This is a genomic window from Psychrobacillus sp. FSL K6-4046 (assembly GCF_038624605.1).
GTDB lineage: Bacteria > Bacillota > Bacilli > Bacillales_A > Planococcaceae > Psychrobacillus.
On record NZ_CP152020.1, the window covers coordinates 2880650 to 2896307 of the forward strand.

General features: G+C 40.8%; 13 protein-coding genes and 1 other annotated feature (1 of these 14 only partly in view). Of the genes, 1 reads left to right on the forward strand and 12 read right to left on the reverse strand.

Annotated elements, in window-relative coordinates:
- Positions 1-10 precede the first annotated feature (10 nt).
- From secA to MKY09_RS14230, 4 genes are all read right to left on the reverse strand, one after another.
- Positions 11-2521: a preprotein translocase subunit SecA gene (secA, locus tag MKY09_RS14215; RefSeq protein ID WP_342568255.1), complete on the reverse strand. Its 2511-nt coding sequence runs from the start codon at positions 2519-2521 to the stop codon at positions 11-13.
- Between the two features lie 457 nt (positions 2522-2978).
- The gene (gene raiA, locus MKY09_RS14220) at positions 2979-3536 is read right to left on the reverse strand and encodes a ribosome-associated translation inhibitor RaiA (RefSeq protein ID WP_251552802.1); all 558 of its coding nucleotides are present in this window, start codon (positions 3534-3536) and stop codon (positions 2979-2981) included.
- Positions 3537-3617: 81 nt separating this feature from the next.
- A complete protein-coding gene (locus tag MKY09_RS14225; RefSeq protein ID WP_342566932.1) occupies positions 3618-4028 on the reverse strand; it encodes a PilZ domain-containing protein in 411 nt (136 codons plus the stop codon).
- 386 nt (positions 4029-4414) lie between these two features.
- Positions 4415-4909 carry a C40 family peptidase gene (locus MKY09_RS14230; protein WP_169358843.1) on the reverse strand — a complete coding sequence of 165 codons (495 nt, stop codon included), beginning with the start codon at positions 4907-4909 and terminating at the stop codon, positions 4415-4417.
- Positions 4910-5395: 486 nt separating this feature from the next.
- Here MKY09_RS14230 and MKY09_RS14235 point away from each other — a divergent pair, with 486 nt between their 5' ends.
- A complete protein-coding gene (locus tag MKY09_RS14235; protein WP_342566933.1) occupies positions 5396-6187 on the forward strand; it encodes an SDR family oxidoreductase in 792 nt (263 codons plus the stop codon).
- A 115-nt stretch (positions 6188-6302) separates the two neighbouring features.
- Here MKY09_RS14235 and MKY09_RS14240 read toward each other — a convergent pair whose 3' ends face one another.
- The 8 genes from MKY09_RS14240 to ilvB form a co-directional block, all read right to left on the reverse strand.
- Positions 6303-7148, reverse strand: a complete 846-nt coding sequence (locus tag MKY09_RS14240; RefSeq protein WP_342566934.1) for a VOC family protein — start codon at positions 7146-7148, stop codon at positions 6303-6305.
- A gap of 410 nt (positions 7149-7558) precedes the next feature.
- Positions 7559-8143, reverse strand: coding sequence for a 3-isopropylmalate dehydratase small subunit (gene leuD, locus MKY09_RS14245; RefSeq protein WP_342566935.1), 585 nt, complete (start codon positions 8141-8143; stop codon positions 7559-7561).
- A 12-nt stretch (positions 8144-8155) separates the two neighbouring features.
- Positions 8156-9565 carry a 3-isopropylmalate dehydratase large subunit gene (gene leuC, locus MKY09_RS14250; protein WP_342566936.1) on the reverse strand — a complete coding sequence of 470 codons (1410 nt, stop codon included), beginning with the start codon at positions 9563-9565 and terminating at the stop codon, positions 8156-8158.
- Positions 9566-9580: 15 nt separating this feature from the next.
- Positions 9581-10681, reverse strand: a complete 1101-nt coding sequence (leuB, locus tag MKY09_RS14255) for a 3-isopropylmalate dehydrogenase (RefSeq protein ID WP_342566937.1) — start codon at positions 10679-10681, stop codon at positions 9581-9583.
- Positions 10682-10704: 23 nt separating this feature from the next.
- Entirely contained in the window at positions 10705-12246 is a 1542-nt protein-coding gene (locus MKY09_RS14260) for a 2-isopropylmalate synthase (RefSeq protein ID WP_342566938.1), read from the reverse strand.
- Positions 12233-13264 carry a ketol-acid reductoisomerase gene (gene ilvC, locus MKY09_RS14265; protein ID WP_342566939.1) on the reverse strand — a complete coding sequence of 344 codons (1032 nt, stop codon included), beginning with the start codon at positions 13262-13264 and terminating at the stop codon, positions 12233-12235. Before ilvC ends, MKY09_RS14260 begins: the two co-directional genes overlap by 14 nt.
- 30 nt (positions 13265-13294) lie before the next feature.
- Positions 13295-13813 (reverse strand): acetolactate synthase small subunit, encoded by a 519-nt coding sequence (gene ilvN / locus MKY09_RS14270; RefSeq protein ID WP_342566940.1) that lies wholly within the window; start codon positions 13811-13813, stop codon positions 13295-13297.
- Entirely contained in the window at positions 13810-15564 is a 1755-nt protein-coding gene (gene ilvB, locus MKY09_RS14275; protein WP_342566941.1) for a biosynthetic-type acetolactate synthase large subunit, read from the reverse strand. Before ilvB ends, ilvN begins: the two co-directional genes overlap by 4 nt.
- An 85-nt stretch (positions 15565-15649) precedes the next feature.
- Positions 15650-15658, reverse strand: a binding site (T-box leader) (it continues 250 nt past the right edge of the window).

Consider the following 15658-nt stretch of genomic DNA (forward strand, 5'->3'; position numbering starts at 1 on the left):
AATATCTCTATTATCTAACTGCTCCGTGGCAATTTTTAAACTTTTCTCCACTACCACATGGGCATGGTTCGTTACGTCCCACTGTTGCTTGTTTGCGAACAGGTTTTTTCTTTACAGGACCGCCTTCTTCTTTTGGATTTACAGCTTGCCCTTTTGCTACCTCTTCACGCTCTAGGTTGTTACGAATTTCTGCTTTCATCGCATATTTAGCAACATCTTCTTGGACTGACTCAACCATTGCCTCGAACATTGCAAAGCCTTCACTTTGATATTCGCGAAGCGGATCTGTTTGACCATATGCACGTAAGTGAATCCCTTGACGAAGCTGATCCATTGCATCAATATGATCGATCCATTTCGAATCAATTGAACGAAGCAGTACAACTTTTTCAAATTCGCGCATACGTTCAGCTGTCATTTCTTCTTCTTTTGCATCATAGAAGGAGATAACTTCTTCTTTAATCTTCTCAATAACTTCTTCTTGAGAAAGATTTTCTAAAGTTTCTTGCGTAATAACACCCTCTGGAAGCATATTTGCTTGAATATAATCCTCTATTGCTTTGTAATTCCACTCTGCTTTATTTTCCGCGTTAGTGTGCGTAGTTACAAGTCGCTCAATAACAGCGAAAATCATGGTTTCCACTAAGTCACGCATGTTTTCTGTTTCCAGAACTTCGTTACGCTCTTTGTAGATGATTTCACGTTGCTGACGTAATACATCGTCATATTGCAGCAATCGCTTACGAGAGTCAAAGTTGTTACCCTCTACTCGTTTTTGAGCAGATTCTACCGCGCGTGACACCATCTTAGATTGGATTGGCTGTGAATCATCCATACCCATCTTAGACATCATATTACGCATATTATCTGAACCAAATCGACGCATTAGTTCATCTTCCATAGAAAGATAGAATTGTGTTACCCCTGGATCTCCTTGACGCCCTGAACGACCACGTAGCTGATTATCAATACGTCTAGATTCATGACGCTCTGTACCAATAACAGCTAAACCGCCAACTTCTAGTACTCCATCTCCAAGTTTGATATCTGTACCACGACCAGCCATGTTAGTAGCAATCGTTACAGAACCAAGATGTCCAGCTGTTGCGATTATTTCTGCTTCATGCTCATGGTTTTTTGCATTTAATACATTATGCTTAATGCCATGCTTTGTTAACAGCTTGGAAATGATTTCAGAAGTTTCAATTGCAACCGTACCAATCAGTACTGGCTGACCTTTTTTATTTCGTTCAGCAATATCTGCAGCAACCGCTTCAAATTTCCCATTCATAGATGCATAGATTAAATCGGCACGATCATCTCTAGCGATTGGCTTATTCGTTGGGATCGCTATAACATTCATATTATAAATGTTACGGAATTCCTCTTCCTCTGTTTTAGCTGTACCAGTCATCCCTGACAGCTTGTCATACATACGGAAGAAGTTTTGGAACGTAATTGTAGCCATCGTCATGGATTCATTTTGAACCTCTAACCCTTCCTTTGCTTCAATAGCTTGATGCAAGCCATCACTATAGCGACGACCTTTCATCAAACGTCCAGTGAAGGAGTCAACGATTACTACGTCCCCGTCTTGCACCACATAATCTACATCTAGATGCATAGATACATGAGCCTTTAAGGATTGATTAATCGCATGGTTTAAGCGTACATGTGTTAAATCAAACAAGTTATCTATACGGAACGCTTTTTCAACTTTTTCCACACCGACATCAGTCAAAGTAACACCTTTTGTTGATTCTTCGTAGGTGTAATCTTCTTCCTTCGTTAACGTACGAACAAAAGCATTGGCCTGCATATATAAAGCTGCGGCTTTGTTAGCCTGCCCTGAGATAATTAAAGGAGTTCTTGCTTCATCGATCAAGATCGAATCGACCTCATCAATTACAGCATAATGAAGCGGACGTTGTACTTTTTCTTCTTTATAAAGCACCATGTTGTCACGAAGATAATCGAAGCCAAGCTCATTATTAGTTGAATAAGTCACATCAGCAGCGTAAGCTTCACGTTTTTCATCCTTAGAAAGAGAATTTAAATTCAATCCTACCGTTAAACCTAAGAAATTATATAATTTACCCATCTCTTCTGCATCACGACTAGAAAGATATTCATTGACAGTTACTACGTGTACACCTTGTCCACTTAACGCATTTAAATAAACAGACATCGTAGAGGTAAGTGTTTTACCTTCCCCGGTTTTCATCTCTGCAATATTGCCCTCATTTAATGCAGCAGCACCCATAATTTGTACTCGGAAAGGATACAGACCAAGTACTCGTCTAGCCCCTTCTCGTGCAACGGCAAATGCTTCTGGTAGAAGCTGGTCTAATTTCTCTCCATCCGCTAGTCTGCCACGGAATTCAACTGTTTTTGCACTTAATGCTTCATCAGAAAGAGCTTCCATTTCTCCTGCTAATGCTTCTACTTTATCTGCGATTTTTTCTAATCGTTTTAACTCGCGTTTATTTAAATCGAATACTTTATTCAGAACGTTAAGCATATTATATTCACTTCCCATTTAGTCTTACTCTCCATTTTACCATTCGTTACAAAGTCACGCAAATGAGTAACAAAAGAAAAGCATAGACGCCTATCTCTGCCCCGACAGGCAAATGGGGAAAAGCGAGGAGGCAGCTCCAAAGCCACCACAGCTTTTAACCATTTGACCCCGAGGGGCAAGGCGTCGGAGCTAGACATCAAGAAATGCACAGGCGCCTATCTCTGCCCCGACAGGCAAATGGAGAAAGGCGAGGAGGCAGTTCCTCAGCCACCGGAGCTTTTATCCATTTGACCCGAGGGGCAAGGCGCTGGAGCTAGACATTAATTATCCATAGATTCAAAACTTTATAATTACCTAAACATAACAAAAACTCTTCTCTAGGTAAGAGAAGAGTTTTGTCACTTTTTGTCGTTAAAAAGTATTTATTTACGATGATACAACTAGCTTCCAGGTTGTATTAGTTTGTTTCGATTAAACCATATTTCCCATCTCTACGTTTATAAACAATATGAGTACCCATTGAATCTGCATCAGTAAAGATGAAGAAGTTGTGACCAAGCATGTTCATTTGTAAAACTGCTTCTTCTTGGTCCATTGGTTTTAAATCAAATTGTTTAGTACGGACGATATTGTATTCGTCTTCTTCTAAATTTGAAACTGGTGCATCTGGCGGATCGATTGCAGCGAAGTAAGCTCCAACCCCTTCACGCTCACGGCTTTTACGATTTACTTTTGTTTTATATTTACGAATTTGACGTTCTAATTTATCTACTATTAAATCAATAGCGGCATACATATCAGTATGACGTTCTTCCGCTCTTAAAGTTAAATTCTTCATCGGGATTGTCACTTCGACCTTAGTTTGTTTGTCATTGTATACCTTTAAGTTGACATTTGCAGTCGCTTGAATTTCCTCGTTAAAGTATCGACCCACTTTTTCGATCTTGCCCTCAACGTAATCACGAATTGCAGGAGTCACCTCAAGGTTTTCTCCACGAATGTTAAAGTTTAGCATGTAAACTCCTCCTTTAATTTAACTCTATATAATATTTCTACAATCCCTATTTAATATCCTTCTTTTTAAGAAATAAAATAATTATTTTTTGTCGAATCTTGTCACATCTTTGGGTTTGTTTTCCATTTCTTTTCTCCGGCGAGCTTTCAGTTCATTAACAATTCTTTGGTCCGTGTCATGATCCCTAACTAATCGTACTCCGTATTCGAAGAAACCATGTACACTCTTCTTGCACCAAACAAGCTCACCTATCATATCTAGCTGGGTCTCATCAATAATAAAACTTATCTCAATTCGCTTTATTAGCTCGATAGCAAGGGATAGCTCTGTGACCATTCGCAAGCCATTCGGGCTTATATCTACGATTTGACAGTTCCCCTTATTAGAGAATTCAGCAGGTTGGTCACCTCCCGATTCTTTTATTAGACGAAAAGTTGCTTCAGTAGGTTCACCAAATGTGTACCGAAAATATTCATTTCTTTTATATTGCATACTATGTCCTCCCACAAGAACCAATAATAACCTTATATTTTTCTTCATTATGACTAATAAAGAATTTATTTACAAGAAATCATTCGACTGCTAGAGGTATATGAAAATAATGTTGCTACTACTTTTATACCCTATTTATGTATTTTAAACACTTTGATATTTCATACTATAATTCCGCTTTTATTGGAGTTTTAGTTGGTAATTATAAGTCAGTGAACCTTTAATATGTGTGTAATTGCCATAATCCTATAAAATCATAAGGCTTAGAAAAGGAAAACCACTGATATATTAAATGCAAACCATCCTAGTGTGATTAAAACTATTATTATATGAAGCTATAAAAAAATACCTTATCGACTAATCCGATAAGGTACCTTGTTATATGTTTATTTATTTGCAGTCATCGTTACATCTGCTACTCGTTTAGCTCCGACAAAACGTTTGCCCCAATAGTATGGATCGCTTAGCTTATCTACCTTTACACCCTTCGAGCTTGAGGAGTGAATAAATTTACCATCTCCAATATAGATGCCAACATGCGATACGCCTTTACCAGATGTATTAAAGAAAACTAGATCCCCTGATGAAAGATCATCCTTTTCTACTTTTGATCCTTTTGCATACATACCTGCGGATGATCTTGGAAGATTAACTCCTAAATCATCAAATACGTAACCTACAAAACCTGAACAATCAAATCCAGCAGTAGTAGTTCCGCCTCCGCGATATTTAATGCCTATTAAGTTTTTAGCAGTGGATACTAATTCAGATGAATCTATTGAGCTAGAAGCTTCAGTATTAGCTGCATATGGAATTGTGACTAAAAGCATAGATAAAATAATTATACCAATGACTTTTTGCGATATAGACTTCAAGTTCATGTAGTTCCTCCGACGTCATAAATTTTCTGAAAACTTAACTATATTCATCTTATCACTCTTTAAACCTTTTTTATTTTACAGTTATGTAACATTTTCATTACAAAAGACGTCTAATGTAATCAAGGAGATTTCTCTTTAAATTTGGGACAACCCTTGATACATAAGGTTTTCAATAAAAAACCATCGACAATTGTCGATGGTTTCTTCGCTAAATATAGATGTAAAATCTATGAAATCTTCTGTTAATCTGTTTTTAGGACAAAACGAATAATTTTATTCATCTCTGCATACAAAAAAATAGGTAGTTATAAAGTAGGGTAAATAAAATATTTAACAAATTAAAAACAGCGTAAAAATCTCTCTTTGGAGGCTGCTGTTAATCAAATAATGACGATCATATCGAAGGATAATCATTTACACTGACAAATCTGAATATTAAATGTAAGATATTCTTATAAATAAGAAATGAAGGGGTTGAGCGCTTCAATGGATTTAGGACTCCAAAATAAACGTGTTATAGTGACGGCATCAAGTAAGGGCTTAGGAAAAGCAACCGCTTTACAGTTTGCACAAGAAGGAGCAAAGGTGCTTATCTCTAGTCGCAATGAAGAAGAATTAAAGGTAACTATGGAGGATATAAAACAACATAGCTCCAATCCAAATATCTTCTACACCGTTTGTGACGTTACGAAGGAAGAGGATATTGCTCAATTATTTAAAGAAGCAGAAACCCAGCTTGGTGGAGTAGACATTTTAGTCAATAATGCTGGTGGGCCATCTCCAGGAGGATTCGGACAAGTAACCGACCAAGACTGGATGGAAGCATTTGAAAAAAATCTGCTTAGCTATATACGTACCATTCGACATGCTATTCCATTCATGCAAGCACAAAAATTCGGTAGAATAGTAAACATTTCGTCGTCTTCTACTAAAGAAGTATTAGATGGTCTAATTTTGTCGAATACCTTCCGATTGGGTATGGTTGGTTTGTCGAAAAGTATTGCAAGAGAATATGGCAAGGATAATATTTTGATTAATACCGTTGGACCAGGGCGTATTCAAACAGATCGCGTAACAGAGCTAGATGAAATTGCAGCTAAAAAGCGTGATATAACCGTAGACGATGTTCGAGAAGGGTTTAAACAAATCATTCCAATGGGCAGATATGGAGAGCCTGCTGAATTTGCCAAGGTCATTACCTTTTTATGCTCTGAGGCAAATACTTATATGACAGGCCAAAGCCTAGTAATTGATGGTGGAATGTTGAAGGCATTATAAAATGAGGAAGAAGACTGGAGTATGTGCCAGTCTTCTTTTTTTATATGCAAAATGCTAGCTCTGCTGTTGCTTAAAGAAAAAGAAAAAGCCTCCATTATACTGGAGGCTTACGAAGTTATTTAACTGCCATTTTAATTTTGTTTTCTGATGGATCTTTCGTATAGAAAATTTCATTTTCTTCAAGAACAGAAATATTTTGTTCACGCAAATTTTTTACCGCTGTCTCTCTTTCTTCTATAGAAGGATAAATAATATTAAATGCCTCTAATCCAGTCATGTTTTCTGAGGCTGGTTGTGCACCTGCTCCTGCCCAAGTGTTCAATCCGATGTGGTGATGGTATTTTCCAGTAGACATAAATAAAGCCCCCGGGTAAGGAGTAACAACTTCAAACCCCATTAACTCATAAAATTCTCTTGCTTCTTCTATATCAGCTACCTGTAAATGTATATGCCCCATAACAGTTCCTTTGGGTAATCCATTCCATTCCGTGTTGGCACCTGCTGCTAAAATAGCTTGTGCATCTATTGCTAAAGTGTCCATTGCAACAGAATCCTTTTCCCAGTTCCAATCTGATTCTGGTCGGTCGCTATAAATCTCGATTCCATTCCCATCAGGATCATTTAAATACAGCGCTTCACTAACTAGATGATCTCCTGCACCAATACGAATTCCACTCTCTGCAAAGAATCTTAATACAGCGCCTAGATCCTCACGACTTGGTAAAAGTAATGCGAAATGATAAAGCCCTGTTGTTTTAGGCTGTTTTAGCACTACATTTTCTGGTTGTTCAATGGATAAAAGAGCAGTTTTCCCGTCAGCTGTTAACCAAATTTTGCTCGCTTGTCTATCTAATACTTTAAAGCCGATTACTTCCTCGTAAAATTTAAGAGATTGCTCCAGGTCTGTTACCTTTAACTCTACAAGCTCAACATAGGTAGAAGGTTTTTGATGAAATTTCATAATTTATTTGCTCCTCTTTTTTTAAGTTACTTTTCGTAAGTAATTATATTTTAATTACCTACTAAAGTCAACTTCTCTTTCGTGAAATAAATCACCTTTCCCGTATTGGCTGTGAAGGTTTATGAGAAAGCTTACGTTTTGTAGCTATTTAGCGTAGCGCTTCCTGGAGGATAGTCTTTAAAAGCTAAAAATTTCTGTAAGCGGTGATAAAATCTTCGTGAACGGTGATATTTTTCTCCGAACGGTTATAAATCCTCCGCGAACGGTGATAAATCTCTCCGAACGGTGATAAAACCCCAGTAAGCGGTGATAAATCAAAAATGTTGCCATGATCTTATTCTCTTTTATTATGCACATAGCCCATCGACATTATAAGAGCCACTAATCTCTATAGATTAGCGGCTCTCTATTTATACTTGGGCAAACTTTTTTTCTTCGTATGCTTTGATCTGGTCTTCGTATTGGAAGGTTAATGAGATTTCGTCCCAGCCGTTTAGAAGCATCATCTTTTGGTAAGGGTCGATTGGGAATGAATACGAGACTCCATCCTCACCCACTATTGTTTGCTCCTCTAAATTTACTTCTATTGAATAATTTTCTTTACTTAAAATGGATTCTACTTCCTCAACGGATAATTTAATAGGAAGAATGCCGTTTTTCATGCAGTTGTTGTAGAAGATATCCGCAAAGCTTGGTGCGATGACGACACGGAAGCCATAGTCCAGGATCGCCCATGGGGCATGCTCACGTGAGGAGCCGCAGCCAAAGTTTTCATGAGCCACTATAATAGTGGATTCCTTATAACGCTCGTCATTTAAGATAAAATCTGCACGTTCGTTTCCTTCTGCATCGAAGCGCCAATGGTAGAAAAGATATTTTCCGAATCCTGTGCGCTCGATTCTTTTAAGAAACTCTTTGGAAATAATTTGGTCTGTGTCAACGTTTTTTCTATTTAAAGGTGTAACGATACTATTAATTTCATTGATGGGCTCCATGTTTTTTCCTCCTTAAGCAGGCACTAGTTGAAATTTTCGAACGTCTACAATATGTCCTTCGATAGCTGCAGCAGCTGCCATAGCTGGACTCATGAGATGAGTTCGCGCTCCTGCTCCTTGTCTGCCTTCAAAGTTACGATTAGATGTGGATGCACAATGCTCTCCAGCGGGAACGATGTCATCATTCATCGCTAGACACATACTACAACCGGATTCACGCCATTCGAAGCCTGCTGCCTTGAAGATTTGGTCGATGCCTTCCTCTTCCGCTTGCTTCTTCACGGTTTGCGAGCCTGGTACTACAATAGCTGTAACGTTTGGATGAACAGTGCACCCCTCTATTATTTTAGCTGCGTTGCGCAGGTCGCTTAAGCGAGCATTCGTACAAGAACCGATAAAGACATTACTAATTCGAATATCCGTCAATGGCATACCTTCTTGCAGTCCCATATACGTAAGTGCTTTTTCATGTGCCTGCTGATCGGAAGCCTCTTGGAAGTCTGATTTATAAGGAATACTTTGGGATACTCCAGAGCCCATCGAAGGGTTTGTTCCCCAAGTGACAAATGGCTCGATTTCATCTGCATTGATTTCCACAGTTTTGTCGTAAGTAGCTTCTGGATCAGACGCCAAGGCTAGCCAGCGTGAAGCTTCCTGTTCAAATGCTTCACCTGTTGGAACGTATTCTCTGCCTCGTAAAAACTCGACTGTTGTCTCGTCTGGGCTAATCAAACCTGCTCTCGCTCCTGCTTCAATTGACATATTACAGATGGTCATGCGCTCCTCCATGGTGAGCTTCCGGATAGCTTCTCCGGTATATTCCACGATGTAGCCAGTTCCCATATCAATTCCGAACTTGGCGATGATAGCTAGGATAATATCCTTCGCAGTTACTCCTATGCCTAGCTCGCCATTCACTTTAATTTGCATCGTTTTTGGTTTAGCCTGCCAAAGAGTTTGAGTCGATAAAACATGCTCTACCTCACTTGTACCGATACCAAATGCGATGGCACCAAAGGCACCGTGTGTGGAGGTATGACTATCTCCACACACGATTGTTTTACCGGGCTGTGTTAAGCCTAGCTCTGGCCCGATAATGTGAACAATTCCTTGGTCGGGATGTCCGATATTTGCTAATGGAACTCCGAACTCACCACAGTTTTGCTGTAACGTATTAATTTGTTTACGGGCAATTTCATCTTTAATTTCTTTTTGATTTCTCGTTGGCACATTATGATCCATCGTCGCGAAGCAAAGGTCTGGGCGGCGAACTTTACGATTATTTAAGCGCAAGCCCTCAAACGCCTGGGGAGACGTTACCTCGTGAAGTAAATGAAGGTCGATATAGAGAAGGTCTGGTTTCCCCTCTTCCTCGTATACAATATGTTCATCCCAAATTTTCTCGATAATCGTTTTTGCCATGTAGTCCCTCTCCTTTTATACGTATGAATACATAATGCTTTCTGAAACAAATTCTGAGTCTAATTCATCTAACACCTTGTCAGTCCATTCACTTGTGGAAAGAACTCGCTTCCCGTTCGTCTGCAAGTCTCCTGTAAAGTAACCATCGTTTAGTACATTAAATACCGCTTCTTCGATAGCAGCAGCCTCTGTTTCCATTTGGAAAGCTTCACGGATCATCATGGCAGCAGATAGGATACAAGCAGCAGGGTTCGCTTTGTTTTGACCTGCAATATCTGGCGCAGAGCCATGGACTGGTTCATAAAGACCAAAACCGTCACCACGAGTGCTCGCAGATGGTAGCATTCCTAGCGAACCGGTGATCACCGAAGCCTCATCGCTTAAAATATCTCCAAACATATTTTCTGTTACGATGACATCAAAAGCTCCTGGCTTTGTGATAAGCTTCATCGCAGTTGAATCGACTAGCATATGCTCTACCTCAACGTCCGGATAGCCTTGTTTCTTCTCTTCCACTATTTCTCTCCACAGCTTGCTGGAATCCAGTACATTTGCTTTGTCTACAGAGGCTAGCTTACCTCTTCGGCTCCGGGCAAGCTGGAATGCCGTGTCTACAATTCGCTCGATCTCAGAGCGAGTGTAGACTAAAGTGTCCAATGCGTAATCATTCGTTTTCTTACGAGGCTCTGCAAAATATAAGCCGCCGGTAAGCTCTCGAACAATTACCATGTCAACATTTTCTGCGATTTCCTTTTTAAGTGGAGAAGATTCTAGTAGAGCTGGAATAGCCTTCACTGGACGAATATTCGCATAAAGTCCGAAGTGCTTGCGAATTGCCAATAAACCTTTTTCAGGGCGTAAATGAGATGGGTTTTGATCCCATTTAGGTCCACCTACCGCACCTAATAGGATGGCATCACTATCACTGCACAAGCTGATTGTTTCTTCTGGCAGTGGATTCTCACAAGCATCAATTGCTGCTCCGCCGATTAACGCAAATTGCAGATTAAATGTATGATTATATCGCTTTGCAATTGTTTGAAGCACCTTTACCGCTGCCTCCGTTACTTCAGGACCGATTCCATCACCAGGTAATACCGTTATTGTTTTTTCCATCCCATTCACTCCCATTGTTTTATTTATTGAATGACTGCTACACGCTCTTTAAAATGTGCATTCATTAGTTGTCGATTGACTGCGTTGATATACGCTCTCGCAGATGCCTTAAGTACATCCTGCGATGCATTTCTTCCGGAAGAGGTTGCTCCGTTGTACGATAGATTGATCACTGCCTCGCCTAGAGCATCTCGCCCTTTTGAAACAGAGGAAACCCGATAATCCAAAATTCTTACCTCTCCATTTACTAGCTTTTCTAATGTGTTAAAGATCGCCTCTACCGCACCAGAACCGTTACCTTTGGCGGTAGTACTCTCACCAGTTGGCATCTTCACTGTGATGGATGCAGTCGGTACATTGTTTTCGTAGTTAATGACTAGTTCCTCTAATTCGTAAACCTCAACTTCTCCACTGCTTACTTGCTGATCTGTCAATAAAACAAATAGATCCTCATCAGATATTTCCTTTTTACGATCCGCAAGCTTCTTAAATGCTGTAAAGGCTGCATTTAACTTTTCATCGCTTAACTGGAAGCCCATTTGCACTGCACGACTAAAGAATGCGTGACGACCGGAATGCTTACCAAGCACTAGCTCGGTAGCGACATCTCCAATTAGCTCTGGAGTAATGATTTCATACGTTTCAGGATTTTTGAGCATCCCATCCTGATGAATGCCTGATTCATGAGCAAAGGCATTTTTTCCGACGACTGCTTTGTTCGGCTGAATGACGACTCCTGTAAGCTTACTTACTAGCTGACTCGTACGCTTAGTTTCCTTTAGAACGATGCCGGATTCCGATTGATAGTAATCGCTTCGAATATGCAACGCGACCGCAACTTCCTCTAGTGCTGCGTTTCCTGCACGTTCACCGATTCCATTGATCGTGCCCTCAACCTGTGTCGCTCCATTTTCAATAGCTGCAAGTGTGTTAGCAACAGCGAGACCTAGATCATCATGACAATGTGCTGAAAGCTTAACCTTCTCAATACCAGTAACATTCTCGGACAAATATCTAAACAAAGCACCATATTCAATCGGTGTTGCATAGCCCACTGTATCTGGGATATTAATCGTTGTAGCTCCGGCTTTAATGACTTCATTGATAATACGAACTAGAAAATCCTTGTCAGATCGTGTTGCATCCTCAGCGGACCATTGCACTAATGGAAAGTATTTACGTGCTAGCTTCACCGACTCTACTGCAATTTCTATAACTTGCTCCGGTGTTTTGTTGAGCTTGTATTGCATATGGATTGGCGATGTAGCTATAAATGTATGAAGATGAGGCTGAACCCCTCCTCTTAATGCCTCCCAGGACGTTTCAATATCGCTTTTGATCGAACGAGCGAGACCTGTTACGACTGAATTTTTAACCGTGTTCGCTATTTGCTGAACTGCGTTGAAATCACCAGGTGACGAAGCAGGAAAGCCTGCCTCAATAATCGATACTCCAAACTTTTCTAGCTGGCGAGCGATCTCTAGCTTTTCCTGGGTGTTTAAGTTAATCCCCGCAGATTGCTCCCCATCTCTTAGTGTCGTGTCGAAAATATCAATTTTGGCCACTCGTCACCACTTCCTTCTTCGCTTTTTTTCCTTCATTGATGAATGGCATCATTTCTCGTAGCTGTGCACCTACCGTTTCAATTGGATGCTCTGCCTCTGCTTGTTTGATGGCATTGTATTTTGGACGACCTGTTTCATTTTCTTCAATCCATTCCTTCGCGAACTTACCATTTTGGATGTCTGTTAATACATCCTTCATACGGTCCTTCACTGACGAATCAATGATGCGTGGACCGGAAACGAAATCTCCCCACTCCGCTGTGTCAGAAATGGAGGAGCGCATCGTCGCCATTCCTCCCTCGTACATAAGGTCAACGATCAGTTTTAACTCATGTAACGTTTCAAAGTAGGCAAGCTCTGGCTGGTAGCCTGCTTCTACTAATGTTTCGAAGCCTGCTTTTACGATTGCTGTTGTACTACCGCAAAGCACTGCTTGCTCTCCGAAAAGATCCGTTTCTGTTTCTTCCTTGAAAGTTGTTTCTAATACTCCAGCACGAGCAGCTCCAATACCCTTTGCATAAGCCAAGGCTAAATCTTTTGCTTGCCCAGTTGCATCCTGATATACCGCAAATAAGCCAGGTACGCCTGCTCCAGACTCAAATGTACGGCGTACTAAATGACCCGGTCCCTTTGGAGCTACTAAAAATACATCCACGTTTGACGGAGGAACGATTTGGTCGAAGTGAATATTAAAGCCGTGAGCGAATACTAACGCCTTGCCCGCTGTTAAAGCAGCTTCGATTTCCGCCTCATACACTGCTTTTTGTCGTTCATCTGGCAATAAAATCATAATGACATCTGCTTTTTGGGCAGCCTCTTGCACGGAGTAAACCTCTTGCCCATCTTCTTGTGCCTGGTCAAAAGATTTTCCGGCACGAATTCCTACGATTACGTTAAATCCTGAATCCTTTAAGTTTTGGGCATGTGCATGACCTTGTGATCCATACCCGATGATTGCAATTGTTTTTTCCTTTAAAGTTCCTTCATTGATATCTCCGTTATAATACATTTTCGCCATTTTCATTTCCTCCTCAGATTGTTTGTTTTGTTATTGCAGTATAGAAAGATAAGGGGTATTTGCGGCCTTTTGTGTTTCTCTTACAAAGGCTGTAACACCGGTTCTTGTTAATTCTTTAATACCATAAGGCTTGACGAGCTCGATGAACGCATCAATTTTTTCTGGGTTTCCAGTGACCTGGAATGTAACGACATTTTTCCCTGTATCAATGGTAGATGCTCGGAAAGGCTCTACTAAACTATTGATCTCTGCTCTTACAGACGGTGGAGATACGACCTTTACTAATGCGAGCTCCCTGACTACTATTGATTTTTCTGTAATATCATTTACCTTCAGCACGTCTACTTGTTTTTGAAGCTGCTTTAACAGCTGTTCAAGCTTCTGTTCGTCCTCTACGTTAACGACAAAGGTCATTTTAGAAATTTGGGGCTGCTCGGTGTGACCTACTGTGATGCTTTCAATATTGAATTGACGCTTCATCAGGAGACCAGTCACTCGATTAAGCACTCCACTTTGATTGATGACCGTGACAGTAATGATTCGTTTCATTCTGGCTTCACTCCGATCATTTCGTGTAATGCTGTGCCCGGGACAACCATTGGAAGGACACTTTCCTTTTGGACTACTCGACAATCGATCAACACTGGCTCATCCGATTCGAGTGCTTCTTTTAATTGCACCTTTGCCTCTTCATATGTCTCGATTCTATAACCCTTAATATCGTAAGCAGCTGCCAACTTGATAAAATCTGGCTGCACCGGGATTAAGGAGTGAGAATAACGTTCTCCGTGAAAAGTCTCCTGCCACTGACGAACCATACCGAGTGCCTGATTATTTAAAATAATGACCTTTACCGGTATACGCATTTCTTGGAGTAACGAGAGCTCCTGAAGTGTCATTTGGAATCCTGCATCTCCAACGATGGATACCACCTTCGCATCCGGCTTAGCTATTTGTGCTCCAATTGCTGCCGGGAAGCCAAATCCCATTGTCCCTAGACCACCTGAGGTCACCCAATTGTGCGGCTTACGGAACTTGTAATACTGCGCTGTCCACATTTGATGCTGTCCTACATCGGTTGTCACAACTGCCTCTCCATTTGTGTATTCCTGCACTAGTTCTAAAACCTGCTGAGGAAGTAGTCCCCTATCTCCACTTGCATCATAGTGTAATGGGTATTGCTCTTGATTGACCTTTAAGCTCTCTAGCCAAGCTGCCGTGTTGCCATTTGGTGCATTTTGATGGAGCAAGGCCTCTAATGCCTCTTTTGCGTCTGCCACAATCGGTATTTCGGTTGGTACGTTTTTACCGATTTCCGCTGGATCTATATCGATATGAATTACTTTAGCGTTTGGAGCAAAGTAATTTAAATTTCCTGTTAAACGGTCATCGAATCTTGCTCCTATATTAATGAGTAGGTCGCATGTTTGGATGGCCATATTAGCTGTGTATGTCCCGTGCATACCGGCCATTCCTAGAAACAAAGGATGCGTTCCCTCGATACTACCTAGCCCTAGTAGCGTATTTGTAATCGGTATTTGGTATTTTTCCGCTAGCTCCTTCAATTGTTCTGAGGCGTTTGCAAACAGCACCCCTGCACCAGCTAATATTAATGGTTGCTTTGCGGTAGAGATTGCCTGAGCAGCCTTCTGAATTTGCAGGAAGTTCGGCGTAGTAGTTGGCTGGTAGCCTGGTAAATTAACTGCTTCCGTTTCCCCTTCCCTTGGGGTGAAAATACCTGTTGCTATATTTTTAGGTATATCTACGACTACTGGTCCTGGACGACCTGTGGAAGCAATGTGAAATGCTTCATTCATAATTCTTGGGAAATCCGCTACATCCTTTACTTGGTAATTGTGCTTCGTAATTGGCTGTGTGATTCCAATGATGTCTGCCTCCTGGAAGGCATCTGTTCCGATAACGGTTGTGGCAACCTGGCCAGTAAATACGACTAATGGAATCGAATCCATCATTGCATCTGCAATCCCTGTCACCACATTTGTAGCACCAGGGCCAGATGTTGCAATCACTACTCCGACTTTCCCAGACACTCGTGCATATCCTTCTGCTGCATGTATTGCTCCTTGCTCATGACGGGCAAGAATATGCTTAATCGGGTTTTTATGCAGTGCATCATAAATTGGTAAGACGGCACCACCTGGATATCCAAATACTACTTCCACCTGGTGCTTTTTTAGCGTCTCGATAAACACGTCTGCACCATTCTTTTCCGGGACAGCTTTACTGGTCGCCGGCTCCTCTAACAATTGCTCCGCTTCTACAGTTAACTTCATCATCATTCCTCCTCTTCCTCAAATCGTCCAGTTTTTATCTAATAAAAAAGAAAAGAATTTCCTCCCACACAAAGAAACCATCGTTCTTTTGTATAGGGAT